The sequence below is a fragment of the Lysinibacillus cavernae genome (assembly GCF_009724685.1).
GTDB lineage: Bacteria > Bacillota > Bacilli > Bacillales_A > Planococcaceae > Lysinibacillus > Lysinibacillus cavernae.
This window is the reverse complement of sequence record NZ_WMEF01000004.1, coordinates 85,506-99,498: the sequence shown is the minus strand read 5'-3', so window position 1 is coordinate 99,498 and position 13,993 is coordinate 85,506. Positions and strand designations below refer to the sequence as shown.

The window sequence follows — 13,993 nt, the reverse complement described above, 5'->3', positions numbered from 1 at the left end:
ACTATTGTCTCATCTTTATGTTAGCAAACTTTTTTCAATGTGACAAAATTTTGACGAATGAAAGACAAAGAGATACTATTCAAACTATAGGAAAGGGGCAACGAGCTATGAAACCGCATTTAATCGTATTGGACTTAGACGGTACTTTATTAACAGACCAACAACAAATTTCAGCAAAAACAAAAAAAACATTATTGCAGGCTAAGGAACAAGGGCACCAAGTGATGATTGCGACGGGGCGTCCGTACCGTGCAAGTGATCTTTATTATCATGAGCTTGGGCTCACTACACCAATTGTCAATTTTAATGGCGCGTATGTGCATCATCCAAAAAATGTCTCTTGGCAACATATGCACACACCCATTGATTTAAGTGTTGTACATGATGTCGTTAATTCTATTAATAGTTACGAATATGAAAATATTATCGCTGAAGTGAAAGATGATATTTATGTACACACAGAAGACGATCGTATTTTAAATATTTTTAATATGGGCAATCCGAAAATTACACTTGGGGATTTATACACACATCTCATGGAAAATCCCACAAGTTTACTGATTCAGGCAAATGAAGCAAATTCGGTCATAATACGTGACCATTTACAGGCGGTGCACGCAGAAGTTATTGAGCATCGTCGTTGGGGTGCACCTCTTCATATTATTGAGATTGTTCGTCGCGGCTTAAACAAAGCTGTAGGCATTGCGCATGTGGCAAAAGATTTAGGTATTCCACGTGATCGCATCATCGCTTTTGGTGATGAAGACAATGATTTAGAAATGATCGAATATGCTGGACTTGGCGTAGCAATGGGGAATGGTATTCCAAGTCTTAAAAACATTGCCAATGAAATTACGACAACGAATAATGATGATGGAATCGCAAAAATACTCATTGAACGCTTGAAATTATCATAGTTAAGTAGTAAGTTCAAGTTAACATTCCATTTTTACCGGTTTAACTTTATTCAGTGGTATCCCTTCCATTTACCGTCAGAGTGCCGACTGAATAAAGTTAAAAGGCTATAACAGAAGAAAAAGTAAGTTGAAATTAGGGGGACAAGAGAATGAAGATTTTTACGGATAGTGGATGCGATTTACCGAAGTCTTACTATGAAGAAAATGATGTCGTGCTACTCCCTTTACGAGTGCAATTGAACAACAAAGAATATGAAGATGTGATTTCAATTGATTCCAAAGAGATTTACGATGCGATACGTCAAGGCGCTCAGCCAAAAACATCACAAGTATCACCTGAGCTTTTTTTGAAACACTTTGAAGCTCTAGCTAAAAATGAAGAAGAAGGCATTTACATCGCCTTTTCATCGGAATTGTCAGGCACATATAGTACTGCTCAGATGATTCGCAATCAAGTACTAGAGCAATATCCTTCATTAAAATTAGCCATTATCGACTCTAAATGTGCTTCTCTAGGACATGGCCTTGTCGTGGAAGAAGCTGTTCGACTTCGAAATATAGGTGTATCGTTAGAAGATATGGAGTCTAAAATTAGTGCATTTGCGCCTCAGGTAGAGCATTTATTTACAGTGGAAGATTTAGATTACCTTGCTAAAGGTGGTCGTGTATCGAAAGCAAGTGCCTTTTTAGGTGGGCTTCTTAGCATTAAACCTATTTTAAATGTAGAAGATGGCAAGCTTGTACCGATTGAAAAGTCACGTGGTCGAAAGAAAGCACTCACTCGTATGTTAGATTTAATGCAGGAGCGTGGTGGCAGCTTTACGGATAAAATCATTGGTATTAGTCATAGTGATGATGCAGCTTTTGCCAATGAAGTAAAAGCTTCTATCCAGGAGCGCTTTTCACCTCAAGCTGTTCAAATTACAATGATTGGATCAGCCATCGGTTCACACGTAGGACCAGGCACTATCGCTATCTTCTTTACGAATAAAAGCTATCAAGGCTAATTCATTCCACCTCGGCTTAACTTCGTCTGGATTTTTTTGAACTTGTTCGAAAAGCTCTTTTTCAAAGTATGGACATCTGCCGAATTAAAACAAAAAATAGCATGTTAGGATAACTCCTAGCATGCTATTTTCATTATTCTACTATTATTGAGAGTCTTGTTCTTTACGGCGAACTTTTCCTCGTTTAATGATGATGACAACAAAGCCAATAAAGATGACCCAAACTAAGCCTAGGGCAACCATATATGGCATGTTTAAGCCCTCATCATTGCGAACCTGATAAATCTCTACCATTTCGCGATTTAAAATGACAGGATAAACTTCTTTTTCGTTTATACGAACTTTTTCCTCATGTAAAATTCCGTTCAGCATTTTGCCTTCACCAAGTTGTTCCGGTGTTAAGTCAACTCGTTGTGTTTTGGCTGTATTATTAACCATGATTACCCACTTTTCTTCGTCTGAAGTACGTGTAAAGACAAGCAGGCCATTTTCGTTTGTAATGACTTCAAAATCACCATTACGTAGAGTAGCGGATTTATTACGTAAGGATTGAACATTTTTGATGTAATCAATCAATTCTTCGTCAGTTTTAAAGTTGTAGAGTTGATGTGTATCTGGCTTCGTTTCCCCATTCATGGCAATCTCGGTACCATATTGTACAACGGGAATCCCTGGTAGCATAAATAAAGCACCCATCGCCATCTTTAAGCGTGTAGGCGGGAACATATTTTCAGTCGCAGAATCGAATGTAAAGCGGTGAGTTTCAAGTGAATCCACCATAATCTGTGTCGGTTTCTCTCCTGTAAAAGGCTCCATTAATTTAGATGAATCCATATCAACATTTTTAAAGATATTACGATAAACATCAGCAGCTGCTGGTGAGAAAGTTGCGTCAAAATCAGCGTCACTTTCTTCATTAGCGATTACATAAAGGGATGCTTTTGTCTCTTTTAATGCTGCAATCATCGCATTGACAAACTCTTTATCAGCCTCTGCAATATTCGTTAAACGAATACCACCAACATCATATGTAGATACAAATTCAGTGGCTGATTGAATGAGTGCCTCTTGCACAGCTTTGTTCGATAAATCCCACTGTACTTGTCCATTATTTGTAGAAGTAATCCAGTCAGCTTTTGATGAATCCTTCGCCCATTCATGATTTGGACTTACATTATTAAGTGGGAAGTCAACCATGATGGACATATTTTTAGCTTTATAAGCTTCTACAACACTTTGGAATTCTTCTGTTGTCCCAAAATGACGTTCGATTGTTGTGTAGCTTGTAAGTAAGGATCCATCATATTTCTCGGTAGAAAAAATAGGACCAATAGAAACAATTGTAAAACCCATCTCGCCGATAAATTTCAGTTTATCTTGCAGACCTGTAAAATCGCCTCCTGCAAATTTCGAAGGGTCTTGCGTATTCGTATCAAAATCGTTTGTGCCCGAGCCATTAAAGAAACGGTCAACGAGTAAATCATAGATGCTTTCTTCTGCCATCGATGTTGTCGCTTTTTCATCTGCATGTGCTACTGGTGTAGTACTTACAAATGAAGTTGCTAATAAAAGTGATGCAGCCGTCGCACTTATCCACTTCTTAAATTTCACTGTTATTCCCTCTCTTTCAAACCAATCCATCGTCATTTTACCAAATAACACTGTCACGTCGCTATCTTTTCAAAAGATTTTACGAAAATGCGAAATGAATTACGGCAAAAAGGTGTCAGTTCTCCCTATCTACTCTTCTTGCAAAATAAAAGCCGTGAAGCGAGTACTTCACGACTTTTCTAATCATTATGCTAAAAAGTTTATACCCATTGGTAGTTTAAATCCTAAGAACAATGTAATAAATAAAAATACTGCAAATAAAATCCAAAACATACCTGTTGGTTTATTTTTCTTTTGACGTACTAATACCATTTCCATCATACCAATTACTAGTATACCACCTAAGAATTTAAAGCCGTAAAGCATACCTTGACCATAGTCCATTGCTTGGATAAATAATGCCCCACCTGTGATGATAATTAATACGTAGAATAGACGTAATGCCATATGTAAACCTTTTGATTGCTTGCCCATTAGCGCAGCGATTAAAAAGATAACAATAGCAACTACCCACGTAGTAATATGCAAATGCGTTTGGCTAGTTAAAAAGCTCATGTTTGTCCCACCTCATTCATTTTTCTATCAAACTCTATCCTACCATGCGATGGAAAGGGTTTCAAATATTACAATAGTGTTCACATAATTTACATCAATTATGGTTCAATATCGCACAACCTATCGAGTGCAGAATGAAATAAAAAATCCGCGGAGGAAAGACTCACGCGGATGATTCTCATCATTATTCAAAATGGTTGACTAATGTACCGATTCCTTGAATAGATACTTTTACTGTATCTCCAGCCTTTAAGAACTGTGGCGGGTTCATCCCTTTACCAACTCCTGCAGGCGTACCTGTTAAAATAACATCTCCTGGCTCTAAAGTGACATGTTGCGATAGGATAGATACTAAACTTTCTACAGAGAACATCATATCCTTCGTAGAACCGTTTTGACGTACTTCATCATTAACCTTTGTCACTATTGTTAAGTCTTGTGGATTTGGAATTTCATCCTTTGTCACAAGATATGGTCCAAGAGGACAAGTACCTTCTAAGCTTTTAGCTAAGAAGAATTGTTTATGTTTATCTTGTAAATCGCGTGCCGATATATCATTGGCAATTGTATAACCAAATACATAATCAAATGCTAAGTTTTTAGGAATGTTTTTACCACGTTTTCCAATAACAATCGCCAGCTCACCTTCATAGTCCATTTTGGAAGAAAGATCAGTATGAATGGAAATCGTTTGGCCATCTGCCGCAATAGCAGTTGGCGATTTTGTAAATACCATTAAATCCGTTGGTGCTGCCTCGGCACCCATTTCTTTAGCATGTTCATCATAGTTTTTACCAATACACATAATATTTTTTGGTGTACGTGGGATTGGTGAAAGCCACTCGATATCTGTAAATTCATGCTTAAAACTATTAGCACGATCTGATTTTTCCGCAGCTTCTACTAATTTACGAATCTGTTCAACGAAATCAAAGCCTAAAGCAATGCCATCTACGATTGAACTTGAAAAAGAAGGGAGAACTTGAAGTTCATTTTGAATAGCGAGTACATCCCATACCGCTTCTTCTTTTTTTACTTTTGGTCCAAAGCTTACATGTCCACCTAATTTGAATGATAAAATTTTCATGATTTTAAGAGCTCCTTCTTTTTTCTACATAATACAACAATATAATAGAAATTGCCTTACTTTTGCGACAATAATTTTATAAGTTGTCCTATCTTCATAAATTATGCATATAAAGAGGAATATATTAACGTGCTTCCACTTTTTTCTTATAGGTTAATTTACGCCATATTGCCTCTAAAGGTCCTTGTTTCCATTTTGATAACCATATTTCTGCTAGGATCATTTGCACAGCAATTATCCCGATAGCAATCAATACCCCTGTTTCCACTGTTACTTTACCGTACCAGCCAAAGCCAAATTGATAGAATAAACAAGTGCCTAAAATTGATTGAAGAATATACATCGTTAATGACATACGACCAATTTTAGCAAAAGGACTAAGCAGTTTCGGTACAATTGGCACTAAGCAAAGTAACACAATGACCCCAATATAGCCCACTGCCAGTATTGGACCACCTATGTATACCTTTAAATAATCTAATAAATATGTTCGTGTAAACATAATAGGTAAACTTTTGACTCCTATACCAATGACTAATCCAGCGATCGCTAGTGTCAGCCATAGCCACTTTAACTCTTTAGCTCGTTCCACTAGACGCCATTTTGATGCAGCTGCTCCAATTAACATGTACGGTAAAATAGTGAATAGTGCTGCAAACCACATCCCTATTCCTGCCTGCGTAGATAAATCTGTTAAGCGTTGCATAAAGGCATCTAACCAGTTGCCCGTACCATAAGCCGTAATTGCTTTCTCTACAGATACGATATCTAAATAATCATCAACCTTCGTATTAAAATTAATAATACCTACAATCACTAGCATGAAAACTTGCATTAAACCATTAATGATCAATGCACTAACCAATAACCAAACGGGACTCAGACGTAGCAAAAGCACTAAAAAAACGCCACAAAATGCGTACATCATTAATATATCGCCCCACCAAATAAGCACGGCATGTATAAAACCGAAGGCAAACAATACGGAAAGTCTACGAAGTCCTAGCGTATAGAAATTTTGTTCACGACTCTGAGCCTTCTGCCATTGCATAGCAAGTCCATAACCAAATAGCATAGCAAAAAGTGGGTAAAAGCTTCCTTGCACATAAATATCTATATTTTTCTGCCAAACGATATCGGATGGTGTTGTAAACCACGATGCCAAATCAATATGCGGCATTGGCAAATAAAAGGTATACATATTTACAAGTAAAATGCCTACTAAACTAATGCCTCGTAAAATATCTAATGTTGCCATTCGTTCCTGCAACATTGTCGGTTTTAACTCCACAAAATAGCCTCCTCTTGACTAGCAGTTATGATTTTAGCAGAGCAAGCGAAAAACGGCATTGCCCTGCTGTTATCATAACAAGTCCTTTATGCCTGTACGGTCTGTTCATTATCGAATAAATAGAATACTTTATCGCTCACTTTGATGTGTAAAATCGATTCAATTGCCTCACGATAAACACGAATTTGCACAGCATAACGACCTAGTATTTCCTTTGACAAGGCAGGCTCCTTTGCAAAAGGTGGTAGTATGCGGTCAGTCTTATAATCTAGTAAGACCCAATCGCCGTATTCATCCTCAAATAAGCAATCGATAATCCCTTGCACAATTTGAGCATCACCATCCTCATCGACTCTACTAATGGTAAACGGCATTTCCCTACGTATTTGCTTTGCATGTTTAAAGCGTTGCCCAATTTCTGTATCAAAGAAGTGGAGAATTTTTGCTATTGGAACCACTTTTCCCTCTGTCTCTGTTAAAAGCTGCCTAGCTACTAAATCCTCTACAAAGTCTTTTACATCATTGATATCACCAAATCCACGCTGTGGGACATGCTGCATCACTGTGTGTATAGCTGTTCCAATCTCAGCACCTGTTAACTGTTGTTCCTGTAAAAAAGATGGTCTAGGTGCAATTGAAGAAGCGTTTTGCTTGGCTGGAGTTGCAAAATAATATTCAGGTTCCTCCTGACGCTGTAAATTTTCTAAACGCTTAATTTCACTAACAGATGTTTTGGAGCGTTTTCTAGTTGATTTTTGATAAGCATACTGCGCCTGAAAGCGAGTCGTGATTTCTGATAGTAATGCCTCATCCTCTGGCGTTGCAAACAATAGCTGTACTTCTTCGTCCAATGATTGTATTTCATATGAATAGTGTCGTGTATCAACGACCTGTACCACCCACTGAGAATGATCTTCCACTCCCTTGTATGAAGTGGTAGCTACGGTAGCAAAATCTGCGTGCCTTGCCACTGCTGGCCCTACCCAGTCGAAATAGCTATTTGCTCTAGCACGTAAGTATTCTTGAAGAGGAGCATCTGTCGGTAGACTTTGCACATCCTGCCAGTTGTCGCGAGTTTTCTCCCAATTCTTCACAGAGCCTATTAAAATCAGACGTTCCTTTGCACGTGTCATCGCTACATATAAAACACGCATTTCCTCTGCACGCATTTCAAGCTCCTTTTTCTCCTTCAAAGCTAAAAATGGTAGTGATGTATACGTAATACGATTTTCTGGGTCAATGGCCTTTACCGCTAGTCCAAAATCTTGGTCAAATAAATAAGGATGATGAAAATCCATCTTGTTAAACGGACGTCCCATTCCTGCGACAAAGACTACTGGATATTCTAATCCCTTAGAAGAGTGGATCGTCACAAGACGTACAACATCGTCCTTTTCGCCAATTGATTTGGCACTGCCTAAATCATCTCCACGTGTGCGCATACGATCGATAAAGCGTAAAAAGCGGAATAGCCCACGAAAGGCTGTCTGCTCATACATTAATGCTCGATCATGTAAAATACGTAGATTCGCCTGACGCTGCTTGCCATTTGGCATTGCACCCACCATTTCATAATAATGAGTATCTAAATAGATTTTCCAAATTAAATCTGACAATGATCCGCGACGTGCTAAATCTCGCCAATTTTCAAAAGCTAGCATGAAGCGTTGAAGCTTCTCAAACGTAGCTGTCTGCACCCCATGTCCTTCACTTCGAATAAATTGGCGTAAAGCATCATAGAAAGGTACCTTTTGATCTGCTAAACGGATTTTCGCCAGCTCATTTTCTGTTAAACCAACAAATGGTGCACGCAATACAGAAGCTAATGGAATATCCTGATAGGGATTATCAACCACCTTGAGCACATTTAACATAATCATCACTTCTAGCGCATCAAAATAGCCTTTAGACGACTCGGCATATAGTGGTATGCCTGCTAACTTGAATTCTTCTACTAAGTCTGTCGACCATGTCATAGAACGCATTAAAATCACAATATCACTATACTTTAATGGTCGCTCTGTCTTTGTTTTCGTATCATAAACGGTAGTTCCATCTTCCATCATCTGTCGTATACGATCAATGATAAAGCGTGCCTCATATTGTGATTTTTTCAATTCCTCTAGCTCAGTAGCTTCATTGGTCATTTCCTCAGGCTCTTCCGTCATTTCCTCTTCCTGTGGAGGATGCATCACGACAAGCTCAACGGGTACCTCTTTTTCATCATAAGGTGCTGCTGGCTTTAATGACGCATTATCATCATAAAGAATTTCACCAACCCGTTCTCCCATAATTTGTGCAAATACGTAGTTTGTAGCATTCAACACTTCTTTTCGACTTCGGAAGTTAGCATTTAAATCAATTCGCATCCCCGTTACATCAGGTGTCTCCAAAAAATCACTATATTTTCGCATAAAGAGCTTTGGTTCTGCTAAACGGAAGCGATAAATACTTTGTTTTACGTCCCCTACCATAAACAGGTTGCCATCCTGCTCCTTACCTGTTTTGACAAGCTGTAAGATCGTTTCCTGTAGCATATTTGTATCCTGATATTCATCCACAAGTACTTCTTTAAATCGCTTTTCCATATCTAGTGCAACTGGTGACGGCTGTAACTTGCCATCTACCTCTACAGTTAAAATTTGCAAAGCATAATGCTCTAAATCTGAAAAGTCAATGATTCCTCGTTCTAGCTTTGCTAATCGGAACTGTTCGCTAAACATAGCTGTCAATCCCACTAAGGTTGCAATCATAGGTGCCATTAAGCGTATTTCTTCTAATAGGCGTGCTGGCGTACGAACAAAATAGGTATCTTTGATTTTATTCATTATTTTCTTGGCTGCTTCTCGTTTTTTCTTCGCAAGCTCTTGAAGTTCTACATCTACTAAAGCATCTTTGGATACTCGTTTTAATGTAGACCATTTAACCGTTGCAAAATAATCAAATAGCTCTTGCCATGTACCATTTTGACTAATTCGAATCCCTTCTTGAATCATGGCAAAATCAACCTCAGCCGTTTCAGCATAAGGGGCAGGCCCGTCTGGCTGTAATGTAATCGCCCGCATTTCTGAAATTAACACGAAGGCTTCTTCTAGACTATGGCGAACAGTCAATTTGACGTATTGAGATAGCTCTAAATCGTCAATCGCCACATCCTCAGCTAAATTGTATGCCTGTGGAAGACCCCACAGCCATTTTTGAGGCTCTGCATGTACACGTGAGGTATCATAAAGTTTACTTATCAACGTTTCGATGGCCTGATCATCACGATCTGAAGTAAAGCTATCAACAAGACGATAGATGGCTTGTACTCGTGCTTCATCTTCAGAATCATAGGCATCTTCTAGTACATCTGCTAAAATATCATCTCTTAATAAGGCTATCTCTGCTTCATTAGCGATGCGAAAACCTGGATCTATATCTAGTAAGTATGCATATTGCTTCACGATTGATAAACAGAAGGAATGCAGTGTTGAGATTTGCGCTTTATTAACAAGACTAAGCTGACGCCTTAAATGATTAGAAGTTGGATTTTCTGCAATAGCTTTTTCCAGTGCCTCTGACATACGATGGCGCATTTCAGCTGCTGAAGCATTCGTAAATGTCACCACTAGTAGCTCATCTACATTGATGGGATTTTCGGTAGCAATGACTTTTTCAATCATACGATTAATCAGTACCGCTGTTTTCCCAGACCCTGCCGCAGCAGATACTAGCGTATCTTGACCAGCTGCATAAATCGCCTTCCACTGATCATCTGTCCATGTGACATCAGCTGGCTTTACAGGAATTGTTTGTCCCATACTACTCTACCTCCTTCCGTATTTTATCAACAATGTCATTAGGCTTCGCTTGCATCAATTGACGATAACTTTGTTTACCATCAGATGGATCAAATTGACAAACGGCGGCAAATTGACAATAATCACATGCCGTTTTTGCTTTTAATTTATAGGGACTAATAGCCGTATCACCAGATAAGATACCATTACCTGCTTCCTGATGCTTACGACGTACGAAATGCTGTAGCCTTTTCATATCATTCACAGGGACAATGCGTGATTGTGATTCAGATGGTGTCCCATCTTTTTTCATATAAACAGGAATGATCTTTGAATGCCCGCTACTTTCTTCTAACTGCTCGTCCATTGAAAGAATCGCCTCAGCATTTTCTGACAGTAGACCCTTCATCTTATACTGCTTTAAACGATCCTCTTCTATTTCACTATCCGTCAAATCCTTATCTAGTTTTAGCATTGGATTGTGGACATGGACGTATAGTACACCTGCTGGCTCCGTTTGACCTGGTAGCCAATAAGAGCTATTTTCCATCGCCACATCTAAATAAGTAAGGACTTGTAAGGACAACCCATAATACACCTCATTTAAATCAAGATCGCGAGCTGATGATTTATAGTCAACAATCCGCAAATAGGAGCGATCATCTATCGTTGCACTATCCACTCTATCGATACGTCCTCGCATAAACATTTTCTTACCGCCAGTCAAATCAATCTCAAGTGGAGGTAGCTGTTCATGTTGCCCAGGACCAAACGATGCCTCAATAGCAATGGGTTTAAAATGAGATACATTGGCATGCTGAGTCAATGCAGTCATCGTACGTTCGACAATACGAATTAGCTTACGCTGAATATAGCGGTAACGGGCACTAGATAATAAGATTTGATGCGAGAAAACAGGAACAATTTGTTCTACTGCTTGTCGTGCTAATTGTTTAATTTGCTGTTTAGTTAAACGAATCCATGATAACTGTAGACGGTGTGTTTCCTCTGTAATCCACTTTAAAGCTTCATGGAATAAATCACCCATCGCAAAGGTTTCCAAACGATACTCAGCTCGTTCTTCTAAACGTAAACCATACGTAGTGAAATGGGAAAATGGGCATCTGAAGTATTTCTCAATTCGTGAAACACTTGATGTTAACTTTTGACCATATAATTCTTGAGTAATATAGGTTTCAAGTGGCTCAGCCGCATTTTTATGTGTAATCGGATAGAGAACACGCTCAAAAATGAGCGCCCAATAGGGATCTTGTTTATAAAATTTTTGTAATGAGAGCCACACTGGTGCTAGTTCACGGCTATGCTCTGCCTGACGTAGTTGCACCATTAGATGGGCTAAAGCTGTACCTGGATGACGTAGATATGGTAAAACATCTCCATCGAGTAATTCAATCGGATCGATGACCACTCTCTCTATAGTGACGTCATTTAATAGACCAGTCGTTTTGTCATTGCCAACCATTTTCTTTATATATAGTGAAGATAGCAATGCCTTGCCCTCTTCATCTGCTGTAGGATACGTCAAATAAAGCTTATGAGAAGGTGTCGTAATAGCACGATAAAATAAGAAATTTTCCTGTAATAAACGATTGGTAGAGGTTGGGGCCAGCTCATAACCAATTTGACTAAACCATTCACGTTCTGTATCTGACAATAAACCCTCATATTCCATTCGAGTTGGATAAACACCATCATTCATCCCTACAACAAAAGCAACTTTGATATTGGATAATCGAGCTAAATCAACAGTAGCAACCATGACCTCATCTAAAGTAGGTGGAATTCGAGAAAATTCTAATGTATCAAAACCTTCATCAAGAATTTTGGCTGCTTCCTCTACAGACATCTCCTGTTCACCAAACATAAAGACAAATTGATCAAGGACAGCAATCCACTCATTCCAAGCCTGATCATGTTCACTCGCTGCTAATGCGTCCCCTCGTTCAAGTTCACGATCTTTCATTGCTTGGAGCTTGTCATAAACCTGTAACGACTCTACTAGCTCAAATAAAGAAGTCGCAATATCCCTACCTGTTTTCGCTCTATCAAGATTGTCTTGTAAAATTTTTAACGGTTGGCGGATTTCATCTCGAATAGCCTCGATTTCTGCCTGCATTGCACGTTCTTCATCTGTTTGTACACGCGAATGAAATTCAAGTCCACGATACTTTTTATAAAACCAACGCGGCTCCTCAAACCAACGTTCACCATAGATTCCTTGAGCAAGGCAGTAGTTTTCTAATCGATCTGCTCGCTCACGCCAAATCGTCAGCTCTGCCTGTAATGGGAAAAATAAATCTGTTTTCACACTACGAAAAATAGGTTCATACTTCCAATTAGACGTCATGACCTCCAATGCAGAACGACTTAGCTCTATTAATGGATGATGTAACATTGTCTTTTTTGTATTTGTAAAAATAGGAATTTCATATTGTTGGAAAATACTTGTAATGAGTGGGTCATAGAGTTCAGCCTGTCTATACAAAAGTACAATATCCTGATAACGATAACCGTCTTCCCTTGTCAGCTTTGTTATTTCCCGGGCAATCGCATGTACTTCTGCTCGACAATTAGATGCTTCAAACACCCCTACATCTCCTGAAGTTTTTTTCGTTTGAGGCACCAAATCACCAAATCTCGCCTCCACATGCTGTAAATCTTCCGAGTGAAATCTCCTTGTATTATAAAAATGTATTGGTGGCTCAACTTCAATGCCCTCTTCATTTGCCATATCGTGCAGTCTTTGATTCGTTAAGGCCGCCTCATGAAATAGAGCCTGTTCATCAAAGGCTTCATCCATATGTTCAAAAGGAAGAACAATGGTTACTTGCTTCGTTACCTTTACCAACTCCCGAGCCAATTCTAACTCTCGGACTGTGAAGGCTGTGAAACCATCAATATAAATGGTTGCTTGCTTCATTGTTTCTGCATACTTCAATTGCTCCGTTAAAATCGGATAATAGCCCTCACTATCGACATATGTCGTACCAAGTCGTTCCTCTAATGCCTGCAAAACAACATGCAAATCATTCGTTTTGGCTTGTAAAGTATTTGGGGCATCAATCGACTTCAAGGACTCCGATACCTCTGCTAAGACTGAACTATTCACGCTATAGCGACTAAATTCTTTTAAAAGAGTTTCGATTTCCTCCGTAAAGCCACGTTTTCCAGCTGCTTGTCGAAATAAGGAAAACTCACTTTTTTGTTCCTCCAAAAGTTTACGGATTAACATTCGGTAACCATAGCCATTCACTTCTTTCCGAGCAATACCACCTGTCTCCTGTAAGACCAGCCATGCTAAACGCTTAAACGTCATCACTTGCGCTCGAATCAAGCCTTGTAAGCCATGCTTATTCGTCAGCTCATATTCCGTAGAATAAGACATCTGGTCAGGTACAATAATGAAAATAGGATGCCCCAACGGTTCCGTCTTAAGTTGCTCAACAATTTCTTGATGAATAAATGCCGATTTCCCTGTTCCCGAACGTCCCGAGACAATACGCAATGTCATATCCTTTCCCCTCCTCATTGACTTGCTTTCTTTTCTCTTATGTTTGAGTGATTCTTTTGTTTAATAACCACTTTGTTCTGTTACTTTAGCGATTCTTTCGCTAGATTGATTGCTTTTCATTTCTTTTGAACAGTTCTCTCACCTGATTGATTACTTTCAATCCTTTTGAATGTTTCTTTCTGTGAATTTATCACTTTCGAATCCCTTCGTC

Annotated in this window: 8 protein-coding genes; 2 read left to right on the top strand and 6 right to left on the bottom strand. The window is 38.9% G+C overall.

What is annotated here, in order from left to right; genetic code table 11:
• The first annotated feature begins 107 nt into the window (after window positions 1-107).
• Both GJU32_RS11085 and GJU32_RS11080 read left to right on the top strand, forming a co-directional pair.
• Complete coding sequence (locus GJU32_RS11085; protein WP_155592016.1) at window positions 108-917, top strand: Cof-type HAD-IIB family hydrolase; 810 nt, start codon at window positions 108-110, stop codon at window positions 915-917.
• A gap of 149 nt (window positions 918-1,066) precedes the next feature.
• Window positions 1,067-1,924, top strand: coding sequence for a DegV family protein (locus GJU32_RS11080; RefSeq protein ID WP_155592015.1), 858 nt, complete (start codon window positions 1,067-1,069; stop codon window positions 1,922-1,924).
• 144 nt (window positions 1,925-2,068) lie between these two features.
• Here GJU32_RS11080 and GJU32_RS11075 read toward each other — a convergent pair whose 3' ends face one another.
• The 6 genes from GJU32_RS11075 to addB all read right to left on the bottom strand — a co-directional run bounded on the left by GJU32_RS11075 (window position 2,069) and on the right by addB (window position 13,782).
• Window positions 2,069-3,592 carry an alpha-amylase family glycosyl hydrolase gene (locus GJU32_RS11075; RefSeq protein WP_230875016.1) on the bottom strand — a complete coding sequence of 508 codons (1,524 nt, stop codon included), beginning with the start codon at window positions 3,590-3,592 and terminating at the stop codon, window positions 2,069-2,071.
• 129 nt (window positions 3,593-3,721) lie between these two features.
• Window positions 3,722-4,090, bottom strand: coding sequence for a YisL family protein (locus tag GJU32_RS11070; RefSeq protein WP_155592014.1), 369 nt, complete (start codon window positions 4,088-4,090; stop codon window positions 3,722-3,724).
• Window positions 4,091-4,274: 184 nt separating this feature from the next.
• Window positions 4,275-5,177: a fumarylacetoacetate hydrolase family protein gene (locus GJU32_RS11065; protein WP_155592013.1), complete on the bottom strand. Its 903-nt coding sequence runs from the start codon at window positions 5,175-5,177 to the stop codon at window positions 4,275-4,277.
• A 124-nt stretch (window positions 5,178-5,301) separates the two neighbouring features.
• On the bottom strand, window positions 5,302-6,468 hold the full coding sequence (locus tag GJU32_RS11060; protein ID WP_155592012.1) for a DUF418 domain-containing protein: 1,167 nt from the start codon (window positions 6,466-6,468) through the stop codon (window positions 5,302-5,304).
• 86 nt (window positions 6,469-6,554) lie between these two features.
• Window positions 6,555-10,271 (bottom strand): helicase-exonuclease AddAB subunit AddA, encoded by a 3,717-nt coding sequence (addA, locus tag GJU32_RS11055; RefSeq protein WP_155592011.1) that lies wholly within the window; start codon window positions 10,269-10,271, stop codon window positions 6,555-6,557.
• Window position 10,272: 1 nt separating this feature from the next.
• On the bottom strand, window positions 10,273-13,782 hold the full coding sequence (gene addB / locus GJU32_RS11050) for a helicase-exonuclease AddAB subunit AddB (RefSeq protein WP_155592010.1): 3,510 nt from the start codon (window positions 13,780-13,782) through the stop codon (window positions 10,273-10,275).
• Between the last annotated feature and the right edge of the window lie 211 nt (window positions 13,783-13,993).

What these genes read in the sequence shown, in the direction of transcription:
- GJU32_RS11085 (WP_155592016.1), top strand. Translation starts at nt 108, where the DNA reads ATGAAACCGCATTTAATCGTATTGGACTTAGACGGTACTTTATTAACA.
- GJU32_RS11080 (WP_155592015.1), top strand. Translation starts at nt 1,067, where the DNA reads ATGAAGATTTTTACGGATAGTGGATGCGATTTACCGAAGTCTTACTAT.
- GJU32_RS11070 (WP_155592014.1), bottom strand. Translation starts at nt 4,090, where the DNA reads ATGAGCTTTTTAACTAGCCAAACGCATTTGCATATTACTACGTGGGTA.
- GJU32_RS11065 (WP_155592013.1), bottom strand. Translation starts at nt 5,177, where the DNA reads ATGAAAATTTTATCATTCAAATTAGGTGGACATGTAAGCTTTGGACCA.
- addA (WP_155592011.1), bottom strand. Translation starts at nt 10,271, where the DNA reads ATGGGACAAACAATTCCTGTAAAGCCAGCTGATGTCACATGGACAGAT.
- addB (WP_155592010.1), bottom strand. Translation starts at nt 13,782, where the DNA reads ATGACATTGCGTATTGTCTCGGGACGTTCGGGAACAGGGAAATCGGCA.